This is a genomic window from Clavibacter michiganensis, from assembly GCF_016907085.1.
Lineage (GTDB): Bacteria > Actinomycetota > Actinomycetes > Actinomycetales > Microbacteriaceae > Clavibacter > Clavibacter michiganensis_O.
In genome coordinates, this window is sequence record NZ_JAFBBJ010000001.1 from 3,134,765 (window position 1) to 3,154,938 (window position 20,174).

At 71.6% G+C, this 20,174-nt stretch carries 18 protein-coding genes; 13 read left to right on the top strand and 5 right to left on the bottom strand.

Features of this window, described 5'->3' with window-relative positions; genetic code table 11:
• The first annotated feature begins 136 nt into the window (after positions 1–136).
• From JOE38_RS14835 to rplL, 4 genes are all read left to right on the top strand, one after another.
• Positions 137–1,024, top strand: a complete 888-nt coding sequence (locus tag JOE38_RS14835) for an NAD-dependent epimerase/dehydratase family protein (protein WP_204576959.1) — start codon at positions 137–139, stop codon at positions 1,022–1,024.
• On the top strand, positions 1,021–1,998 hold the full coding sequence (locus JOE38_RS14840; RefSeq protein WP_204576960.1) for an aldo/keto reductase: 978 nt from the start codon (positions 1,021–1,023) through the stop codon (positions 1,996–1,998). The genes JOE38_RS14835 and JOE38_RS14840 overlap by 4 nt, the downstream gene beginning before the upstream one ends.
• Positions 1,999–2,299: 301 nt before the next feature.
• Positions 2,300–2,815, top strand: coding sequence for a 50S ribosomal protein L10 (gene rplJ, locus JOE38_RS14845; protein ID WP_012037545.1), 516 nt, complete (start codon positions 2,300–2,302; stop codon positions 2,813–2,815).
• Positions 2,816–2,889: 74 nt separating this feature from the next.
• Entirely contained in the window at positions 2,890–3,273 is a 384-nt protein-coding gene (rplL, locus tag JOE38_RS14850; RefSeq protein WP_045529261.1) for a 50S ribosomal protein L7/L12, read from the top strand.
• Between the two features lie 78 nt (positions 3,274–3,351).
• Here rplL and JOE38_RS14855 read toward each other — a convergent pair whose 3' ends face one another.
• Entirely contained in the window at positions 3,352–4,971 is a 1,620-nt protein-coding gene (locus JOE38_RS14855; RefSeq protein ID WP_204576961.1) for a LuxR family transcriptional regulator, read from the bottom strand.
• A gap of 153 nt (positions 4,972–5,124) precedes the next feature.
• Here JOE38_RS14855 and JOE38_RS14860 point away from each other — a divergent pair, with 153 nt between their 5' ends.
• The gene (locus JOE38_RS14860; protein ID WP_204576962.1) at positions 5,125–5,586 is read left to right on the top strand and encodes a MarR family winged helix-turn-helix transcriptional regulator; all 462 of its coding nucleotides are present in this window, start codon (positions 5,125–5,127) and stop codon (positions 5,584–5,586) included.
• 67 nt (positions 5,587–5,653) lie between these two features.
• Positions 5,654–6,886, top strand: coding sequence for an MFS transporter (locus JOE38_RS14865; protein WP_204576963.1), 1,233 nt, complete (start codon positions 5,654–5,656; stop codon positions 6,884–6,886).
• A 37-nt stretch (positions 6,887–6,923) separates the two neighbouring features.
• Here the strand turns inward: JOE38_RS14865 and JOE38_RS14870 are convergent, their stop codons facing one another.
• Entirely contained in the window at positions 6,924–7,943 is a 1,020-nt protein-coding gene (locus JOE38_RS14870) for a LacI family DNA-binding transcriptional regulator (protein ID WP_204576964.1), read from the bottom strand.
• A gap of 312 nt (positions 7,944–8,255) precedes the next feature.
• Between JOE38_RS14870 and JOE38_RS14875 the strand changes: the two genes are divergently transcribed.
• The 4 genes from JOE38_RS14875 to JOE38_RS14890 all read left to right on the top strand — a co-directional run bounded on the left by JOE38_RS14875 (position 8,256) and on the right by JOE38_RS14890 (position 13,718).
• Entirely contained in the window at positions 8,256–9,620 is a 1,365-nt protein-coding gene (locus JOE38_RS14875) for an ABC transporter substrate-binding protein (protein ID WP_204576965.1), read from the top strand.
• Between the two features lie 136 nt (positions 9,621–9,756).
• Complete coding sequence (locus JOE38_RS14880) at positions 9,757–10,728, top strand: carbohydrate ABC transporter permease (protein WP_204576966.1); 972 nt, start codon at positions 9,757–9,759, stop codon at positions 10,726–10,728.
• On the top strand, positions 10,725–11,714 hold the full coding sequence (locus tag JOE38_RS14885; protein ID WP_204576967.1) for a carbohydrate ABC transporter permease: 990 nt from the start codon (positions 10,725–10,727) through the stop codon (positions 11,712–11,714). Before JOE38_RS14880 ends, JOE38_RS14885 begins: the two co-directional genes overlap by 4 nt.
• Positions 11,715–11,837: 123 nt before the next feature.
• A complete protein-coding gene (locus JOE38_RS14890; protein ID WP_204577247.1) occupies positions 11,838–13,718 on the top strand; it encodes an ABC transporter ATP-binding protein in 1,881 nt (626 codons plus the stop codon).
• Positions 13,719–13,773: 55 nt separating this feature from the next.
• Here the strand turns inward: JOE38_RS14890 and JOE38_RS14895 are convergent, their stop codons facing one another.
• Both JOE38_RS14895 and JOE38_RS14900 read right to left on the bottom strand, forming a co-directional pair.
• Complete coding sequence (locus tag JOE38_RS14895) at positions 13,774–14,541, bottom strand: DUF305 domain-containing protein (RefSeq protein ID WP_204576968.1); 768 nt, start codon at positions 14,539–14,541, stop codon at positions 13,774–13,776.
• Positions 14,542–14,543: 2 nt separating this feature from the next.
• The gene (locus tag JOE38_RS14900) at positions 14,544–15,287 is read right to left on the bottom strand and encodes a DUF3105 domain-containing protein (protein WP_204576969.1); all 744 of its coding nucleotides are present in this window, start codon (positions 15,285–15,287) and stop codon (positions 14,544–14,546) included.
• 168 nt (positions 15,288–15,455) lie between these two features.
• Between JOE38_RS14900 and JOE38_RS14905 the strand changes: the two genes are divergently transcribed.
• Positions 15,456–16,820, top strand: coding sequence for a cystathionine beta-synthase (locus tag JOE38_RS14905; protein WP_204576970.1), 1,365 nt, complete (start codon positions 15,456–15,458; stop codon positions 16,818–16,820).
• A gap of 51 nt (positions 16,821–16,871) precedes the next feature.
• Positions 16,872–18,044 carry a cystathionine gamma-synthase gene (locus JOE38_RS14910; protein WP_204576971.1) on the top strand — a complete coding sequence of 391 codons (1,173 nt, stop codon included), beginning with the start codon at positions 16,872–16,874 and terminating at the stop codon, positions 18,042–18,044.
• A gap of 40 nt (positions 18,045–18,084) precedes the next feature.
• Here the strand turns inward: JOE38_RS14910 and JOE38_RS14915 are convergent, their stop codons facing one another.
• Complete coding sequence (locus JOE38_RS14915; RefSeq protein WP_204576972.1) at positions 18,085–18,846, bottom strand: RNase H family protein; 762 nt, start codon at positions 18,844–18,846, stop codon at positions 18,085–18,087.
• 177 nt (positions 18,847–19,023) lie between these two features.
• Here JOE38_RS14915 and JOE38_RS14920 point away from each other — a divergent pair, with 177 nt between their 5' ends.
• Positions 19,024–20,046 carry a LacI family DNA-binding transcriptional regulator gene (locus tag JOE38_RS14920; RefSeq protein ID WP_204576973.1) on the top strand — a complete coding sequence of 341 codons (1,023 nt, stop codon included), beginning with the start codon at positions 19,024–19,026 and terminating at the stop codon, positions 20,044–20,046.
• Positions 20,047–20,174: the final 128 nt, after the last annotated feature.

Here is a 20,174-nt window from a genome sequence, read left to right on the forward strand (position 1 = left end):
CCGTCGTCCCCGAGAGGGGGCGGCGGGCCGTCGCCGTGTCCGGGCTGCGGGTCCGCCGGGTGCCGCTGTCGTCCCTCCCGGCCGCGGGCCAGGATGGACGAGGGGCGGAACCGCCCCACGAAGGAGATGCCAGCTGATGAGAATCGCCGTCACCGGAGGCTCGGGGAAGCTCGGCCGCCACGTCGTGGCCGACCTGCGCGCCCACGGACACGAGGTCACCAACATCGACCAGGTGGGGGAGCGCGGATCCGGCTACGTCCGCGTCGACACCACCGACTACGGGCAGGTGGTGGACGCGCTGTTCGGCGTCCAGGACCTGCATGACGGGTTCGACGCCGTCGTCCACCTCGCCGCGATCCCGGCCCCCGCGATCCTCAGCGACGTGGCCACGTTCCACAACAACATGCTCACGAGCTTCAACGTCTTCCAGGCCGCGCGCCGGGCGGGCATCAAGAAGGTCGTCTACGCCTCCAGCGAGACCGTGCTCGGCCTGCCGTTCGACGTGCCGCCGCCGTACCTCCCCGTCGACGAGGAGTACCCCGCGCAGCCGAACAGCACCTACTCGCTCGTGAAGCACCTCGAGGAGCAGATGGCGATCGAGCTGTGCCGCTGGGATCCGGAGCTGCAGGTCACCGCGCTCCGCTTCTCCAACGTCATGGACGTGGACGACTACGACGAGTTCCCCGGGTTCGACGACGACGCGCTCGCGCGCAAGTGGAACCTGTGGGGCTACATCGACGGCCGCGACGGCGCGCAGGCCGTCCGCAAGGCGCTCGAGCACGACGCGCCGGGCTTCGACCGCTTCATCGTCGCGAACGCCGACACCGTGATGAGCCGCTCGTCGGCCGAGCTCGCCGCCGAGGTCTTCCCGGGCGTCGAGGTCACGAAGGACCTGGGCGAGCACGAGACGCTGCTGTCCATCGACAAGGCCCGCCGGATCCTCGGCTACGAGCCCGAGCACACCTGGCGGGACCACGCTCCGGCCACCACGGGCGACGACCCGGTCGCGGGGCACCCGTCATGAGGTACGTCCGCCTGGGCAGCACGGGCACCGAGGTCTCGGCCATCGCGCTCGGCTGCATGAGCTACGGCGAGCCGACGCGCGGCAACCACGCGTGGACGCTCACGGAGGAGGACTCGATCCCGCTCATCCGCCGCGCGGTCGAGCTCGGGATCACGTTCTTCGACACCGCGAACGTGTACTCCGACGGATCGAGCGAGGAGATCACGGGTCGCGCGCTGAAGGCGATGACGACGCGCGAGGAGGTGGTCATCGCCACCAAGGTGCACGGCGCCATGGGGGAGGGGCCGAACTCCCGCGGGCTGTCGCGGAAGCACATCATGTGGCAGATCGACGAGAGCCTCCGCCGGCTCGGGACCGACTACGTGGACCTGTACCAGATCCACCGCTTCGACCCCGCGACGCCGCTGGAGGAGACCCTCGAGGCGCTCCACGACCTGGTGAAGGCCGGCAAGGTGCGCTATCTCGGCGCCTCGTCGATGGACGCGTGGCGGTTCTCGAAGGCGCTGCACCTGCAGCGGGCGAACGGCTGGGCGCCGTTCGTCACCATGCAGGACCACTACAACCTCGTGAACCGCGAGGAGGAGCGCGAGATGCTGCCCCTCTGCGCCGATGAGGGCGTGGGCTCCCTGCCGTGGAGCCCGCTCGCCCGCGGCCGCCTCACGCGCGACTGGGACGCGTCGACGGCCCGCAGCGAGACCGACGCGTTCGGCACGACGCTCTACGCGGCGCAGGAGGACGCGGACCGGCAGGTCGCCGCCGCCGTCGCCGAGGTGGCCGAGGCGCGCGGGGTGCCGCGGGCGCAGGTCGCGCTGGCCTGGGTGTCGCGGAACCCGGTCGTGACGGCGCCCATCGTGGGCGGCACGAAGGCGTCGCACATCGAGGACGCCGTCGCCTCGCTCGACCTCGAGCTCACGGACGACGAGGTCGCGCGGCTAGAGGTGCACTACGTGCCGCACGCGGTCGTCGGGAACTGACCGCTCCGGGGATCGCCCGCGTCGCCCGACTTGCGCGGACGATCCCCGTCACCTACTCTTAGCGGAGCCACAGACCGCTGGTCGTCGGCGTGCCTCCGCGAGGGGATGCGCCGGACGAAGGTTCACTCAGGTGAAGGCCCGCGCAGGTGATCGAAGCACGATGCAGCGCATGCCCTGAGGGCCTGCGCGACACTCCCGCTCCGGCCTCCTGTGCCGGAGCGTTTCTCATGTGTGCAGCCGGGGGCTGCCAGCACCTCGCACCGCTTCCGCGGTGTCGGGGAACCACGTGATAAGGAGTGCCATGGCGAACAAGGAAGCCTCGGTCGCCGAGCTCGCGGAGAAGTTCCGCAGCTCGAACGCCGTACTGCTCACCGAGTACCGCGGTCTCACCGTTGCCCAGCTCAAGCAGCTGCGGAAGAGCATCAGTGCAGACGCGACCTACGCCGTGGTGAAGAACACGCTGACCAAGATCGCGGCGAACCAGGCGGGGATCTCGTCGTTCGACGACGAGCTCGTCGGCCCGTCCGCGATCGCGTTCGTGCACGGCGACACCGTCGCCGTCGCGAAGGCGCTGCGCACCTTCACCAAGGCCAACCCTCTTCTCGTCGTGAAGGGCGGTTACTTCGACGGCAACCCCCTGACGGCGGACGAGGTGAACAAGCTCGCCGACCTCGAGTCGCGGGAGGTGCTGCTGGGCAAGCTCGCCGGCGCCTTCAAGGCCTCGCTCTTCGGCGCGGCGTACCTGTTCAACGCACCGCTCTCGCAGGCCGTACGCACCGTCGAGGCGCTGCGCGAGAAGCAGGAATCGGCTCAGTAGCACCCCTCGGGTCCCATCCCCGGGGCGCGATGCACTGATCCATCAGACACCACACCAACCCAAGGAGAATCACCATGGCAAAGCTCTCGAACGACGAGCTCATCGAGGCCTTCAAGGAGCTCACGCTCATCGAGCTCAGCGACTTCGTCAAGAAGTTCGAGGAGGTCTTCGAGGTCACCGCCGCGGCGCCCGTCGCCGCTGCCGCCGCCCCCGGCTCGGCCGCCCCCGCGGAGGAGGTCGAGGAGAAGACGTCCTTCGACGTCATCCTCGAGGCCGCCGGCGACAAGAAGATCCAGGTCATCAAGGAGGTGCGCGCCCTCACGAGCCTCGGTCTCGGCGAGGCGAAGGCGCTCGTCGACGGAGCCCCCAAGGCCGTCCTGGAGGGCGCCAACAAGGAGGCCGCCGACAAGGCCAAGGCGCAGCTCGAGGCCGCGGGCGCGACGGTCACCGTCAAGTAGCTCGCACCACAGCACAGCGCTCAGGGCGCCGATCCCCTCGGGGGTCGGCGCCCTGCGTCGTCCCCGGGCTCGGTCGGCTCAGGCGACGCCCGGCCGCAGGTCGTGCCCGAGGGCGCGCGCCCGCTCCACTGCCTCGGATCGCGACGTCGCGTCGAGCTTCCGGTAGGCGCTCCGCACGTGCGACTTCACCGTGTTGGGCGAGATGAAGAGCCGGGCGGCGATCTGCGTCACCGTCAGGCCGTCGGCCAGGCACGCGACGATGAGGCGCTCGCGGTCGGTGAGCGGATCCACCGGCGCGGACTCGACGCGCACCCGCCCCGCGCGGACGCCGACGAGCATCTCCCGCACGTCCGGCAGCTGATCCCGCTCGAGGGCGCGGTCGAGCAGCGCATGCGACGCCGCGGCGGGGAACACCGCGAACGGTCGGAGGATGCCGGTCGTCACGGCGTGCAGCGCCGCGCGGTCGAACGCGTGGTCGCTCCGCGCGTGGTCGCCGAGGCCGTGGTAGGCCGCCGCGACCACGAGCAGCACGTCGTCGAGGGTGCGCCCCGAGTGCGCGTCGCCGAGCGCGAGGCAGTCCGCCATCTGGGCGAGGGCGCCGACGTGGTCGTCGGCCTGGACCCGCAGCCGACCGGCGATCATCGCCGGGCACGTCGAATGCTGCGCCGTCGGCTCGAGGGTGCGGAGCAGGTCCCACGCCGCGGCCGGCTGTTCCAGGTGCACGAGGAGCGACGCCCGCAGCGTGTCGCGCATGGTCGGGACGGGGCCGTGCTCCGCCCAGCCCACGCCGAGGTTGTGCAGCCGGCGCAGGTGCTCGAGCGCGTCGAGCCGGAGGCCCCGGATCGCAGCCACGGTGGCCTCGGCGTAGCGGGCGAGCAGCTCCCAGTCGGTGCCGTCGCTCGCGGGACGGAGGCCGTCGACGATGAGGGTCGCCTCGTCCGGACGCGTCTCGTCCACCGCGATCAGCGTGGCGGCGATCTCGGCCGGCGCGAGGAACCCGCTGCGGGCCAGCGCTGGATCGGCCCCCGGCGAGGCCAGCAGGCCGCGGGCGCGCACGACGAGGTCGCGCGCCTCCTCGATCTCGCCGAGGCAGTAGGCGAGGTAGGCGAGCGCGCCGCGGCACTCCAGCCGGTCGGGCAGCACGAGGTGGCGTTCGCCCAGGCCCTCCGCGATGCGGAGCTCGTCGCGCGCCGCGGTGAAGTCGCCGAGGTGCGTGAGCACGAGACCGTGCTGCAGCGCGACGCGGGCCTGGAGGGTGATGCGCTCCTGCAGCGGGATCCCGCGGTCGGTGTCGAGGATCCCGCGGGCCTCGTGGAGGGAGTCGCGCGCCTCGGCCAGCCGGCCCACCCGGCGGTCGCCCGCGGCCCGATGCGCGAGGACCGCGGCGCGCGTCGGGGCGGCGGGCGGGGGATCCGCGGTGAGGAGGAGGTCGAGCGCGGACCGGTAGGCGATGGAGGCCCGGCGGTCGGAGGCGACCGCGCCGCGGTAGGTGGCGGCCATGCCGGTGACGAGCCAGACGTCGACCTCCCACAGCGCGGGGTCGAGCCGGTCGTAGAGGGCGCGGATGCGGTCGGAGTGGAGGTCGACGTGCAGGGGCCATCCGGCGGCGAGGAGCGCCGCGGCCTGCGCGTCGGCGCCGCCGTCCAGGGCCTCGCCCATCGCATGCTCGAGCCCGTCGATGGTCGGCGCGTCGCTCATGGGGTCCTTCGGGGCGGGGCCCGGTGGGGAGGCCGGGCCCCTTCACGTTACGTCCCGACGGCCGTCCGGAGCGAGGCGGGGCGCGGTGCCGTCCCTTCTCGGACATCCGACGGAGGAGATGACATCTGCATAGCCTGGCTATATGATTGACGCATGACCGATCACGACCTGCGCGCCCTGCTCGGCGACCTGGTGACCGCCGGGCACCGGCTCACGCGCCTCGCCGCGCACGAGGTCGGCGGCACGAGCTCGCCCGCCGTCTGGCGCACCCTGTCGGTGCTCGTGACGTGGCCGGGCGGGATGCGCCTCGGTGCGCTCGCCGAGCGCAGCCGCGTCTCGCAGCCCACGACCACCAAGATCGTGCGCTCGCTCGTCGCCCAGGGCTGGATCGCGCAGGTGACGGATCCGTCCGACGCGCGCGCGACCCTCCTCGAGATCACGCCGGACGGCCGTTCCGCGCTCGACGACTGGCGCGACCGCCTGGCCACCGCGCTCGTCCCGCGCTTCGCCGACCTCCCGGCCGACGACGTGGCCGTGCTCGCGCGGGCCGTCGAGATCGTCATGTCGCGCGTCGACGGCGAGGCGGCGCCCGCGCCCGCGCCCGCGGGCGACTGACCGCCGGCGCCCGCCGACCCCGCACCCACCCCCATCCGCACCGATCCCAGGAGGCGACACCGCACCCGTGTCCACTCAGCAGCACGCGTCGTTCCGCGACATCTTCCGCCAGCCCCGCTCCGTCTTCGCCGTCGCCTTCGCGTGCGTCATCGCGTTCATGGGCATCGGGCTCGTCGACCCGATCCTCCCCGCCATCGCCACGAGCCTCGACGCCACCGCGACCGAGACGGAGCTCCTCTTCACGAGCTACCTGCTCGTCACCGGGCTCGCGATGCTCATCACCAGCTGGATCTCCAGCCGCATCGGCGCCAAGCGCACCCTCCTCATCGGCCTGGCGATCATCGTGGTCTTCGCCGCGGCGGCCGGCCTCTCGCAGGACGTGGAGCAGGTCATCGGCTTCCGCGCCGGCTGGGGCCTCGGCAACGCGCTCTTCATCTCCACCGCGCTCGCCACCATCGTCGGATCCGCGTCCGGCGGCACCGCGTCCGCGATCATGCTCTACGAGGCGGCGCTCGGCCTCGGGATCGCGGTCGGCCCGCTGCTCGGCGGTCTCCTCGGCAGCTGGAGCTGGCGCGGCCCGTTCTTCGGCACCGCGACGCTCATGGCCGTCGGCTTCGTCGCGATCCTGGCCCTCCTCGGGAAGGACGACGCGCCGCGCGCCCCCATGCGCCTCTCGGCCCCGCTCCGCGCGCTCCGCACGCCCGCGCTCGCGGTCCTCGCGGCGGCCGCGCTCTTCTACAACATCGGCTTCTTCGTGCTCCTCGCCTACACGCCGTTCCCGCTGGGCTTCGACGCCATCGGCCTCGGCCTCACGTTCTTCGGCTGGGGAGTCGGGCTCGCGATCACGTCGGTGCTCGTGGCGCCGCTCCTCACGAGGCGCATGGCGCGCACCTCGGTCCTCCGGCTCGTGCTCCCGCTCCTCGCGGTGGACCTCGCGGCGGCCGGCCTCGTGGTCCGCTCCTCGATCGGGCTCGTGGTGTGCGTGATCGTCGGCGGGCTCCTCCTCGGCGTCCTCAACACGGTGCTCACCGAGTGCGTGATGGAGGCGACGGACCACCCGCGCAGCGTCGCGTCCTCCGCGTACTCCTCGGTGCGCTTCCTCGGCGGCGCCATCGCCCCGCCCGCCGCGACCGAGCTCGCGAACCTGTTCTCGGACGCGACGCCCTACTACGCCGCGGCCGGATCGGTGCTCGTCGCCCTCGTGATCGTGGTGGCCGGACACCGCTGGCTGCGTCGCGTCGACGCTCGGCCGGTGGACGCCCTCGAGGAGGCGCAGGCGGTCACCGCCGGCGACGCCTGACGCGCGGCCGGCGCATCGCCCCCGGACCCGCCCGCCCTCACGGCGCCCGCGGGGCCGGGGGCGCGGTCGTGCTCGTGCGGGCCTGGAAGTCGACCGGCACCGTCACGGTCCGCTCGGCCGCTCCCTCCGCCGCGAGCCCCTCGAACACCAGGCCCACGGCGGCGCGCCCCTGCGTCCGCGGGTGCTGCTCCACGGTCGTCAGGCCGAACAGCGGCGCGAGCGCGTGCCCGTCGATCCCGGCGACCGAGAGCTCGGCGGGCACGGCGATGCCCAGCTGCCGGGCCGCGAGGATCGTCCCGATGGCGATCTCGTCGGACGCCGCGAAGATCGCCGTCGGCCTCGTCCGCGGGTCGGCCAGCAGCGCCATGGCCGAGCGGAATCCGCCGTCGATCGTGAACTCGGCCGTGGCGAACCGGGCCTCGAGCCCGCGAGGATCCGCCTCCATCGCCGCCCGGTAGCCCGCCAACCGCTTCGCGTGCACGAAGAACGCCATCTGCGCGTGCAGGTCCCCGCCCAGGTGCACGACGCGCGCGTGCCCGAGGCTCAGCAGGTGCTCGGTGGCGAGGCGCGCCGCGGCCTCGTCGTCGATGCTCAGGGTGCTCATGCCCTCGACCGGCCCGCCGATCCCGACGAGCGGCTTGTCGAGCGCGCGCAGCCGCACGACCTCCGCGGGCGTGAGCGCGACGCTCACCGCGATGACGGCGTCCACGCGCTTGCGCACGAGGAAGTACTCGAAGACCTTGCGGCGCTGCTCGGGATCCGCGGTCAGGCGGTACAGCGTGAGGTCGTGGTCGGCCTCGATGAGCGCCTCCTCGATCCCCTCGAGCAGCTCCGCGAAGAACCACCGGTTGATGAAGGGCATGACGACGCCCACGTTCTTCGACCGGCCGGTCACGAGGCTCGACGCGTTCGAGGAGACGACGTAGCCGATCTCCGCGGCGGCCGCGGAGACTCGGTCGCGCGTGCCGGGGGAGACGTAGCCGCGGCCGCTGAGCGCGCGCGAGGCGGTGGCCTTGGAGACCCCGGCGAGCCGGGCGACGTCGGCGATGGCGCTCATCGCGCTCCCTCCATCGGGACCCGCGGCGCCTCGTCGCGCCGGACGCGCGCACTGGAAGCGGTTCCAGGATGCGCGGGGGCCGAGTCCGATGATGGACCATCCGCGGCGCGTGCGCCCAGGCCGACGCCGCGAGGTAGACCGTTTCGTTACCTCAGCCACCTTGCCGTGACCTGCGAGCTCCCCTACGTTGACCTGTGGAACCGGTTCCCCATACGGCGGAAAAGTTTTCAGGCGACGGCGCCTCACCCGCCGACGCGCGCATGACAGGACGGCGGGGCGGACCCGCATCCACTCGATGAAGAGGAGACGCACATGGGCCATGCCCTATTCCGACGTCGCTTCGCGGCACCCCTCGCAGCGGTCGGCATCGCCGGCCTCGCGCTCACGGGCTGCACGGGCGACATCGCGGCCGAGGACGCCGCGGACACCGACTGCTCGCCGTACTCGTCGTACGGCACGTTCGAGGGGAGCCCCGAGGTCAGCATCGGCGGCACGATCCAGGACGACGAGGCCGACCGGCTCGTGGAGTCCTGGAAGGACTTCGAGTCCTGCACGGGCATCACCGTGAACTACCAGGGCACCAAGGAGTTCGAGGCGCAGATCGCGGTCCTCGCCGAGGGCCAGTCGGCCCCCGACATCGGCATCATCCCGCAGCCGGGCCTCTTCAACGTGCTCGCGTCGAAGGGCTACCTGCAGGCCGCGCCCGCCGCCGTCGAGGAGAACGTCGACAAGGGCTGGTCCACCGACTGGAAGGGCTACGGCACGGTCGACGGCACCTTCTACGGCGCGCCGCTGATGGCGAGCGTCAAGGGCTACGTCTGGTACTCGCCGGCGGAGTTCGAGGAGAAGGGCTACGAGATCCCGAAGTCCACCGCCGAGCTCATGGACCTCACCAAGAAGATCGCGGACGAGGGCGACCACAAGCCCTGGTGCGTCGGCATCGGCTCCGGCGACGCCACGGGCTGGCCGGGCACCGACTGGATCGAGGACTACGTCCTCCGCGAGGCGGGACCCGAGACCTACGACAAGTGGGTCACCCACCAGATCCCGTTCAACGACCCGGCCATCGCGAAGGCGTTCGACGGCGTCGGCGAGATCATCAAGAACCCCGACTACGTCAACGGCGGCCTCGGCGACGTCTCGTCGATCATCTCCACGGAGTTCGGCGACGCCGGCCTCCCGATCCTCGACGGCGAGTGCTCGCTGCACCACCAGGCCTCGTTCTACGAGGGCTTCTGGAAGAAGGCGGACGGCACCGACGCGAAGGTCTCGCCCGACGGCGACGTCTACGCGTTCCTCCTGCCGCCCACGAACGAGGGCGACGCCACGGCCGTCACCGGCGGCGGCGAGCTCGTCGGCGCCTTCAAGTCGAGCGACGAGATCACCGCGGTGCTCTCCTACCTCTCGAGCGACACCTGGGCGAACAACCGCGTGAAGCTCGGCGGCGTCATCAGCGCGAACAAGGGGCTGGACCCCGCGAACGCGTCGAGCGACATCCTCAAGCAGAGCATCGAGATCCTGCAGGACCCGAACGCCACGTTCCGGTTCGACGGCTCGGACCTCATGCCCGGCGCGGTCGGCACCGACTCCTTCTGGAAGGGGATCGTCGGCTGGCTGAGCGGCGACTCGACCAAGAAGACGGTCGACGCCATCGAGTCGAGCTGGCCCGCTTCCTGATCGACGCCGGCTGATCCACCGCCGGCCCCGACCGGGCCGGCACCGGCTCCCGCATCCGTGCGGGGCCATGCGGGGCCGCCGCGAACGCGCGGCGGCCCCGCTCCCACATCCCTCCGACCCGAAGGGCGAGACGTCCATGACGACCGCTGATCTGATCGGCAAGATCCTCCAGGTGGTGGTGGCGCTCGCCGTCTTCGCCGTGGTGATCGGGCTGATCCTCTTCCTCATCGACAAGGCGCCGAAGCGCGGCAAGGACTGGGTCCAGCTCGGCGCGTTCGTGCTCCCCGCGCTGATCCTGCTGGCCGTCGGCCTCATCTACCCCGCGTTCCGCACGACCCTCCTCGCCTTCCGCGACAACTCGGGGGAGTGGGCCGGGTTCGACAACTTCGTCTGGATGTTCACCCAGCCGTCCGCGCTCCGCACGCTGCTCAACACCGTCATCTGGGTGGTCTTCGTGCCGCTGCTGTCGACGGCCATCGGCCTCGCCTACGCGGTCTTCATCGACAAGTCGCGCGGCGAGAAGTACTTCAAGGCCCTCGTCTTCATGCCGATGGCCATCTCGTTCGTCGGGGCCGGCATCATCTGGCGCTTCGTCTACGACTACAAGTCGGGCGACAACGCGCAGATCGGCCTGCTCAACCAGATCCTCGTCTGGACGGGCCAGGAGCCCGTGCAGTGGCTGCAGACCTCGCCCGTCAACACGGCGCTGCTCATCATCGTGATGATCTGGATCCAGACCGGCTTCGCCATGGTCGTGCTCTCCGCGAGCATCAAGGGCGTGCCGACCGAGCAGATCGAGGCCGCGCAGCTCGACGGCACGAACGCCTGGGAGCGCTTCCTCAACGTGACGCTCCCCGGGATCCGCGGCTCGCTCGTCGTGGTGGTCACGACCATCTCCATCGCGACGCTCAAGGTCTTCGACATCGTCCGCACCATGACCGCGGGCAACTTCGAGACCAGCGTCATCGCCAACGAGATGTACACGCAGGCGTTCCGCGCCGGCGAGCAGGGCCGAGGCTCGGCGCTCGCCATCGTGCTGTTCCTCATGGTGCTGCCGATCGTCATCTACAACGTCCGCGTCATGAGCAAGCAGAGGGAGATCCGATGAGCGTCGCACCCGCCGACCTGCCCGTCGCGGACCGCGGGACGCGTCGCGGCACCATCGAGCAGGCCGCCACCGTCGGCGCGAAGAGCCGCCGCGTCAAGAACCGGCTCACCTCGCGTCGGGCCACCGTCGCCGCGCTGATCATCGCGGTGCTCTGGACCCTGCCGACCTTCGGCCTGTTCGTCTCGTCGTTCCGGCCGGCCGGCCTCATCCAGACCACGGGCTGGTGGACGATCTTCCAGAACCCGGGCTTCACGCTCGACAACTACCAGGACGTGCTGCTCTCCACGTCGCAGTCGTCGCCGCAGCTGGGCTCGTACTTCGTCAACTCGCTCGCCATCGCGATCCCGGCGACGCTGTTCCCGCTCGTCATCGCGTCGATGGCGGCGTACGCGTTCGCGTGGATCAAGTTCAAGGGCTCGAACTTCCTGTTCGTGCTGATCTTCGCGCTCCAGATCGTGCCGCTGCAGATGGCGCTCATCCCGCTGCTGCAGATGTTCACGCGCACGCTCCGCCCGCTGCAGGAGGCCGTGCACGGCGTGATCCCGCTCATCCCCGAGCAGGGCTACCTGCCGGTGTGGGTGGCGCACACGATCTTCGCGCTGCCGCTCGCCATCTTCCTGCTGCACAACTTCATCTCGGAGATCCCGGGCGAGGTCATCGAGGCGGCCCGGGTCGACGGCGCGAGCCACGGCCAGGTGTTCTTCCGCATCGTCCTGCCGCTCGCGCTCCCCGCCATCGCGTCGTTCGCGATCTTCCAGTTCCTCTGGGTCTGGAACGACCTGCTGGTGGCGCTGATCTTCTCGGGCGGCACGGCCGACGTCGCGCCGCTCACGCAGCGCCTCGCCGAGCTCACGGGCACGCGCGGGCAGGACTGGCAGCGGCTGACAGCGGCCGCCTTCGTCTCGCTCATCGTCCCGCTCATCGTGTTCTTCAGCCTCCAGCGGTACTTCGTGCGGGGGCTCCTGGCGGGATCCACGAAGGGCTGATCCGCGCCCGTCCGACCCGGCCCGGTCCGTCCGCTCGCGCGGGCGACCGGGTCGTCGTCCTGCCGGCCGCCGGCGTGGTCGGGAGGGATCCCCCACGGGCGTAAAATCGCCGGAATGACGAGGATGGGCGACATCGCCGCGGGCGGCGGGATGCGCGGAGGCGGCGGACGCCGCGGGCGGGTGAGCGCCGCCGACGCGGAGGCCCAGCGCCGGGCCAACGCCGAGGCGCCGCGCGTCGAGAACCTGCTGGGCCGGATCGCGGAGCTGTTCCGCCCGCACCGCCGGGCGCTGGTCCTCACGATCGCGCTCGTGCTGGTCGGCGCGGGCCTCACGGTGGTGCCGCCGCTGCTCACGCAGCAGGCCTTCGACCGCGGGCTCTTCCCGCCGACGGGCGGACCCGACATCCCCGTCCTCGTCGAGCTCGTCGGGATCATGATCGCCATCTGGGTCGTGGGCGCGGGCCTCGGCGTCTGGCAGACCTACCTCACCGCCACGGTCGGCAACCGGGTCATGGGATCCATGCGCGTCGACCTGTTCCGCCACCTGCAGAGCATGGAGCTCGGCTTCTTCACGCGCACGAAGACCGGCGTCATCCAGTCCCGCCTGCAGAACGACGTGGGCGGCGTCGCGGCCGTCCTCACCAACACCGTGTCGAGCGTGCTCGGCAACACCGTGACCGTCATCGCGGCGCTCGTCGCGATGCTCGTGCTCAACTGGCAGCTGACGCTCGTCGCCGTGATCCTCATGCCCGTGCTCGTCATCGCGCAGCGGCGCGTGGGCCAGGTGCGGGCGCGGATCGCCTCCAAGACGCAGGAGTCGCTGTCGGACATGACGGCGATCACGCAGGAGACGCTCTCGGTCTCCGGGATCCTGCTCTCCAAGAGCTTCAACCGGCAGCAGGCGGAGACCGAGCGCTACGAGGCCGAGAACCGCAACCAGATCCGGCTTCAGGTGAGCCAGCAGATGAGCGGCCAGTGGTTCTTCGCGCTCGTGCAGATCTTCCTGTCGATCATCCCGGCCATCGTCTACGTGGTCGCGGGCTTCCTCATCACGGGCGGCGTCAGCGTCACGGCGGGCACCATCGTCGCGTTCACGACCGTGCAGGCGCGCCTGATGTGGCCGCTCATCGGCCTGATGCGCGTCGCGCTCGACCTGCAGACCTCGGGCGCGCTGTTCGCCCGCATCTTCGAGTACCTGGACCTCGAGCCCGCGATCCGCGACCGGCGCGACGCGCGCCCCGTCGCCGCGGGCCCGGCGCTCGGTCGCGTCGCGTTCGACGACGTACGGTTCTCCTACCCCGACACGCGCCCCGGCGACAAGCCGACGCTCGACGGCATGTCGTTCGAGATCCAGCCGGGCCAGTTCGCGGCCTTCGTCGGCCCGTCGGGCGCGGGCAAGACCACGGTGTCGTACCTCATCCCGCGCTTCCACGACGTCACCGGCGGCCGCGTGCTCTTCTCGGGCGAGGACGTGCGCGACCTCGAGCAGGAGTCGCTGCTGGAGAACATCGGCATCGTCAGCCAGGAGACGTACCTCTTCCACGCCACCATCGGCGAGAACCTGCGGTACGCGCGTCCGGACGCCACGCAGGAGCAGATCGAGCAGGCGGCCCGCGCCGCCAACATCCACCCGACCATCGTGTCGTTCCCCGACGGGTACGACACGCTCGTGGGGGAGCGCGGATATCGGCTCTCCGGCGGCGAGAAGCAGCGCATCGCCATCGCGCGCGTGCTGCTCAAGGACCCGGCCGTGCTGATCCTCGACGAGGCCACGAGCGCGCTCGACGCGATCTCGGAGCGCGTCGTGCAGCAGGCGCTCGACACGGCGTCGCGCGGGCGGACCACGATCGCGATCGCCCACCGGCTCTCGACCGTGGTCGACGCCGACGTGATCTTCGTGGTCGTCGCCGGCCGCATCGTCGAGCAGGGCACGCACGTCGAGCTGCTGGCGCGCGGCGGCGAGTACGCGCGGCTCTACAGCGACCAGCGCTCCGCGGCGGCCTGACCCGGACGCACGACCGCCCGCCCGCGACGGCGGACGGGCGGTGCGGCGGAGCGGCTCAGGACCGGGCGTCGAGCAGCTGCTGCATGTAGAGGATCTCCTTGTCCTGGATCATCACCATGCCGTTGGCCAGGTCGGTGACGAGGGGGTTCCGCGACCGGTCGAGGAGGCCCTGCGCCATCTCGACGCCGCCGCGGTGGTGGGCGATCATCAGCGTCAGGAACTTCCGCTCGGCCTCGACGCCCGTGAGTGACTGCAGCTCGTCGAGATCGGCCTGCGACGCGAGGCCCGGCATCGTCGCGCCGGGGGTCATGTCCATGGACGAGTGGTCGGTCTTGCCGTCGAGCGTCGGCAGCGTCATCCACGTCATGCGCGGCTGCGACGGCGCCTGGTCGAGGCCCCACGAGCTGAGGAACGCGTACATCTGGCCCGCCTGCTGGGACTGCGCCTGCGCGATGTCCTGCGCGAGGAGCTTGACCTCGGGGTCGTCCGTGCGGTCGATGATCATGAGCGACATCTGCACGGCCTGCTCGTGGTGCACCTGCATGTCGCGGGAGAAGCCGGCCTCCGCGCTGTTCGTGCTGGGCGTGAGCGCCGACACGGGCGCGGTGACCCGGCCGACGAGGAGCCCGGCGACCACCAGGGCCACCGCGACGATGCCCGCCGCGAGGCCGATGCGGATCCGGCGCCCGCGGGCGCGCGCCTGATCGCCGTGCGCGACGAGGCCCTCGAGCTCCTCCTCGCGGATGTCGTCGTCGGGGACGTGGTCCACCACGACGTGGCCCTCGTCGGGGCGGTCGGTTCCCTCGGTGCCGCGGTCGCTCACGGTCAGCCGACCCGGCCCTCGCCCTCGAGGGCGCCGGTGCACGCGGCGCCGGCCTCGGGGGCGTTGGGGCTCTTCCAGTACTTGGCCATGAAGTCCTTGATGCGCTGGTCGTCGACGGAGTCGACCTTCACCTGAGCGCCCCACGCGGACAGCGCGATGGGGGTGTCGAGGCCCTCGTACGGCGACATCGTGACGTAGCCGCCGAACGACTCCGCGTACTTCTGCAGGTTCGACAGGTCGTCGCCCGTGATCTTGGCGGCGTCGTACGTGATCCACACGGCGCCGTGCTCGAGGTCGTGGACCGCGTTCTCGTTGGGCTGCGGCTGGTCGTAGATGCCGCAGTTCAGCCACATGGGGTTGTGCTCGCCGCCGGCGGGCGGGCTCATGCCGTCGTACAGCCCGGCGTAATCGACGGACGTCTGCACGTGCGTGCTCGGCAGCGAGTCCCAGGTGCGGAGGCCCTCGATGCTGATGTCGTCCGGATCCTGCTTCGGCGTGCCGCTCGAAACGACCACGCCGATCACGATCGCGACCACGGCGACGGCGGCGACGGATCCCGTGATGATGCCGACGAGCCGGTTGCGGCGCGCGCGGTCCTGCTGCTTCTTGAGCGCCGCCACCTTCTCGGCGCGGCGGGCTTCGCGCTGCTGCTTGACCGTGAGGTCCTTCTGGGCCTGCTTGGCGGTCGGCGGCACGGGCCGTCCGTTCTCGTCGCCGGAGGGCGTGGTGTCGTCGCGTCGCGCCACGGAGGGTCCTTCTCTGCTGGGGGAATGTGCGACCAGGGTATCCGCTCGGCCTGGGCGGACCCTGCTGGCGGCGCCGCCCGCGCCCCGTAACACGCGGGAGGCACGCGCCTACACTGAACGGGCGGGCCCACCGGCCCGCGCACCTCAGAGCCGGGAGCGCCACCTCACGTGAAGTACGCCGACACGATCCTCGACCTCATCGGGAACACCCCGCTCGTGAAGCTCAACAAGGTGGTCGAGGGGATCTCGGCGACCGTGCTCGTGAAGGTGGAGTACCTGAACCCCGGCGGCAGCGCCAAGGACCGCATCGCGACGCGCATCATCGACGCCGCCGAGCGCGAGGGGAAGCTGAAGCCGGGCGGCACCATCGTGGAGCCCACGTCCGGCAACACGGGCGTCGGCCTCGCGCTCGTCGCGCAGCAGCGCGGCTACCGCTGCGTCTTCGTCCTGCCCGACAAGGTCGGCGAGGACAAGCGCAACGTGCTCACGGCGTACGGCGCCGAGATCGTGGTCACGCCCACCTCGGTCGCGCCCGACCACCCCGACTCCTACTATTCGGTGAGCGACCGGCTCGCCGCCGAGATCCCCGGCGCCTTCAAGCCCGACCAGTACTCCAACCCCAACGGCCCGCTCAGCCACTACGAGACCACGGGTCCCGAGATCTGGCGCGACACGGAGGGCGAGATCACGCACTTCGTCGCGGGTGTCGGCACCGGCGGCACCATCAGCGGCGTCGGCCGCTACCTCAAGGAGGTGTCGGAGGGGCGCGTGCGCATCGTCGGCGCCGACCCCGAGGGCTCGGTCTACTCCGGCGGCACCGGCCGCCCCTACCTCGTCGAGGGCGTGGGCGAGGACTTCTGGCCGGCCGCGTACGACCCCGACGTGGTCGACGAGGTCATCGCCTCCAGCGACCAGGAGTCGTTCGACATGACCCTGCGGCTCGCCCGCGAGGAGGGCCTGCTCGTCGGCGGATCCAGCGGCATGGCCGTCGTCTCCGCGCTCAAGGCCGCGAAGCACCTCGGCCCCGACGACGTGATGGTGATCCTGCTCCCCGACGGCGGCCGCGGCTACCTCGGCAAGATCTTCAACGAGAAGTGGATGCAGTCGTACGGCTTCGCCCGCGTCAACGGCCAGCGCACCGTCGCCGACGTGATGAGCGCCAAGACCGGCAGCCTGCCGGACCTCGTGCACGCGCACCCGAACGACACCATCCGCGACGCGATCCGCATCATGACCGAGTACGACGTCTCGCAGCTGCCCGTCCTCTCCGCCGAGCCGCCCGTCGTCATGGGCGAGGTGGCCGGCGCGGTCGACGAGCGCAGCCTCCTCGAGCTCGTGTTCAGCGGCCGCGCTCAGCTGTCCGACAAGGTCGGCCCGTTCGCGGGCGCGGCGTTCGGCCTCATCGGGGTCAACGAGACCGTGCCCGACGCGTGGAGCGCCCTCGGATCCGCCGACGCGCTCATGGTGAGCGACGGCGGCAAGCCCATCGGCGTGCTCACGCGGCACGACCTCCTCACCTACCTCACCGACTGACCCGCCGGCGCCGACGCCCGCACCCCTCCCGACCCACAGAGACGAGTCCCCGTGAGCGACAAGCACGACTTCGACACCCGCGCGATCCACGCCGGCCAGGACCCCGACCCCACCACGGGCGCGGTCATCCCGCCTCTCTACCTCACGAGCACCTTCGTGCAGGACGGCATCGGCGGCCTCCGCGAGGGCTACGAGTACGCGCGGAGCGCCAACCCGACGCGCACCGGGCTCCAGGAGCTGCTGGCATCGCTCGAGAAGGGAAAGCACGCCTTCTCGTTCGCCTCGGGGCTCGCCGCCGAGGACACGCTGCTGCGCGCGATCACGCGCCCCGGCGACCGCATCGTGCTGAGCGACGACGTGTACGGCGGCACCTACCGCCTCCTCACGCGCGTGCTCGGCGACTGGGGGATCGTCGTCGAGACCGTCGACATGAGCGACCTCGCGGCGGTCGAGCGGGTGCTCGGATCCGGCCCCGCCAAGGTCCTCTGGGTCGAGACGCCGAGCAATCCTCTGATGAAGATCAGCGACATCCGCGCGCTCGCCGACCTCGGCCACGCGGCCGGCGCCACGGTCGTCGTCGACAACACGTTCGCCTCGCCCTACCTCCAGCAGCCGCTCACGCTCGGCGCCGACGTGGTCGTGCACTCGACCACCAAGTACCTGGGCGGGCACTCCGACGTGCTCGGCGGCGCCGTGATCCTCGACGACGACGCGCTCGCCGAGAAGGTCGGCTTCCTCCAGTTCGCGATCGGCGCCGTCTCCGGCCCGATGGACGCCTGGCTCACCACCCGCGGCATCAAGACCCTCGCGGTGCGCGTCGAGCGCCACTCGGCGAACGCCGAGGAGATCGCCGCGTTCCTGCAGCAGCACCCCGACGTCACGGCCGTGCACTACCCGGGCCTCCCGGAGCACCCGGGATACGACATCGCCAAGGCGCAGATGACGGGCTTCGGCGGCATGATCTCGTTCCAGGTGCGCGGGGGAGCGAAGGCCGCGCGCCGCGTCGTCGAGGGCACGCGCGTGTTCCAGCTCGCGGAGTCGCTCGGCGGCGTGGAGTCGCTCATCAGCTACCCGTCCGAGATGACGCACGCGTCCGTCAAGGGCACGCCGCTCGAGGTCCCGGACGACCTGGTGCGCCTCTCGGTGGGCATCGAGGCCGTGGAGGACCTCGTCGTCGACCTCGAGCGCGCGCTCGGCAAGGCCCTCAAGCAGGGCAAGCACTAGCGGCCGACGACCCCGCCTCGCCGGCGGGGTCGCGCGGCGCTCAGGGCAGCAGCTCGCGCACGGCCTCGCCGACGCTCACGCCGCGCTCGCGCGCGTGGGCGCTGAGCCGCGCCATCGTGTCGCGGTCGAGCGCGATCGTGAGGGTCGTGTCGCCGGGCTCGGGCGCGATCTCCTCGTCGAACGCGTCGAAGTCGAACAGGCCCGGCTGCGCGGGGGCCTCCGCCTCCAGCTCCTCCGCCGCGGGCGCCACGGGATCGGCCGCGCGCTCGGCGTCGGCCGCGACCGCCGCGGTCTCCGTCGTGTCGTCGGTGGCGGCGGCGGCGGCCTCGTCGGCGTCGTGGCCCGCCCAGCCCGGCCCCTCGGGGATCGGGCGTCGGCCCTGGAACGCCGTCGCGACGGCGCGCGCGCGATCGTCGGCCGCCTCGTTGAGCGGGTGGTTCGCGTGGCCCTTGACCCACTCGAAGCGGTAGCGGCGGCCCTGGATCTCGGCGTCGATCTCCTTGAGCAGCTCGACGTTGAGCACCGGCTTGCCGTCGCCCTTGCGCCAGCCCTTGCGCTTCCAACCGGGCATCCACTTGGTCACCGAGTTGATGACGTACTGGCTGTCGCACAGCACGAGCAGGTCGTCGTCGAGGTGCGCGGTGGCCCGGAACAGCTCGAGCACGGCCTTCAGCTCGCCCTGGTTGTTGGTCGCGTGCGGCCAGCCGCCCGCCGCCCAGTGCTCGTCGTCGACGTACCAGGCCCAGCCGGCGGGTCCGGGGTTGCCGAGCGCGGATCCGTCTGCCGCGGCGGTGATCGTCACAGGTGGTGCCTCTCGTCGGGTGGACGACCAGTCTGCCGCAGGCCTCCGACCGCGGGCGCGCGCCCTCCCGGCCGCGACCCATCCCGTTCGCATGAGGCATGTGACAGTCACATGTGACAATGTGACACCTGCGCCACGGGGCGCTGTCGGGCGGATGCCCGCACGGAGACGGGGTCGATGATGACGACGGAGACGCCGCGCGGCAGGGCGCCCAGCATCCGCGACGTCGCGCGCCTCGCCGGGGTCTCGCACCAGACGGTCTCGCGCGTGCTCAACGACTCGCCCTCGCTCCGCGCGGAGACGCGGCAGCGCGTGCTCGACGTGATGGAGCAGATCCAGTACCGGCCGAACCGCGCGGCCCGCGCCCTCGTCACCAGCCGGTCCCGCACGATCGGCGTGCTCACCGCCCAGAGCTCGCAGTACGGTCCCGCGTCCTCCATCGCGGCCATCGAGGAGGCCGCCCGCGAGGCCGGGTACCTGGTCACGACCACGAACCTGCCCTCGTCCGACGAGGCCGCGATCAAGGTCGCGCTCGGCCACCTCGTCGACCAGGCGGTGGAGGGCCTCGTGGTCGTGGCCCCGCAGGTGCGCGTGCGCGAGGTCATCGCGAGCATGTCCCTCGACGTCCCGTACGTGACCATGCAGAGCGACGGGCGCGGCGACGCGCACGATCTCTCGGTCGACCAGATCGCGGGCGCGCGCCTCGCCACGCGGCACCTGCTCGACCTCGGCCACCGCGACATCTACCACCTCGCCGGCCCGCAGGACTGGATCGAGGCGGAGGCGCGGATGCGCGGCTTCCTCGACGCCATGTCCGCGGCCGATGCGCCCACCACCGCGCCCATCCTCGGCGACTGGACCGCGGAGTTCGGGTTCTACGCGGGCCGCGAGATGCTGCGCCTCCGGGACTTCACGGCGATCTTCTCCAGCAACGACCAGATGGCCCTGGGGCTCATCCACGCCGTGCGCGACGCCGGCCTCGACGTCCCGGGCGACGTCAGCATCGTCGGCTTCGACGACATCCCGGAGGCCGCGCACTTCTGGCCGCCGCTGACGACGGTCCGCCAGGACTTCGCCGAGGTCGGCCGCCGCTGCGTGGCCCTGCTCCTCGACGGCATGGGCGGCACGGGGGACCGGTACCGCGGCACGATCACGCCGGAGCTGGTCGTCCGCGCGTCCACCGCACCGCCGTCGATGTGACGGCCCGGCCCTCCGGAGGTCCGCCGACACCCCACTTCGAGGGGTCAGGAGCGTCCGGGTTGACAGAGCGGCCATCGGGAGTCGTAGACTCACCTTCGCTGATGTGACCGTTCACATCGGCGGGCGGT

Coding starts and splice junctions, on each gene's coding strand:
- JOE38_RS14835 (WP_204576959.1), top strand. CDS start 137: ATGAGAATCGCCGTCACCGGAGGCTCGGGGAAGCTCGGCCGCCACGTC.
- JOE38_RS14840 (WP_204576960.1), top strand. CDS start 1,021: ATGAGGTACGTCCGCCTGGGCAGCACGGGCACCGAGGTCTCGGCCATC.
- rplJ (WP_012037545.1), top strand. CDS start 2,300: ATGGCGAACAAGGAAGCCTCGGTCGCCGAGCTCGCGGAGAAGTTCCGC.
- rplL (WP_045529261.1), top strand. CDS start 2,890: ATGGCAAAGCTCTCGAACGACGAGCTCATCGAGGCCTTCAAGGAGCTC.
- JOE38_RS14855 (WP_204576961.1), bottom strand. CDS start 4,971: ATGAGCGACGCGCCGACCATCGACGGGCTCGAGCATGCGATGGGCGAG.
- JOE38_RS14860 (WP_204576962.1), top strand. CDS start 5,125: ATGACCGATCACGACCTGCGCGCCCTGCTCGGCGACCTGGTGACCGCC.
- JOE38_RS14870 (WP_204576964.1), bottom strand. CDS start 7,943: ATGAGCGCCATCGCCGACGTCGCCCGGCTCGCCGGGGTCTCCAAGGCC.
- JOE38_RS14875 (WP_204576965.1), top strand. CDS start 8,256: ATGGGCCATGCCCTATTCCGACGTCGCTTCGCGGCACCCCTCGCAGCG.
- JOE38_RS14880 (WP_204576966.1), top strand. CDS start 9,757: ATGACGACCGCTGATCTGATCGGCAAGATCCTCCAGGTGGTGGTGGCG.
- JOE38_RS14885 (WP_204576967.1), top strand. CDS start 10,725: ATGAGCGTCGCACCCGCCGACCTGCCCGTCGCGGACCGCGGGACGCGT.
- JOE38_RS14890 (WP_204577247.1), top strand. CDS start 11,838: ATGGGCGACATCGCCGCGGGCGGCGGGATGCGCGGAGGCGGCGGACGC.
- JOE38_RS14920 (WP_204576973.1), top strand. CDS start 19,024: ATGATGACGACGGAGACGCCGCGCGGCAGGGCGCCCAGCATCCGCGAC.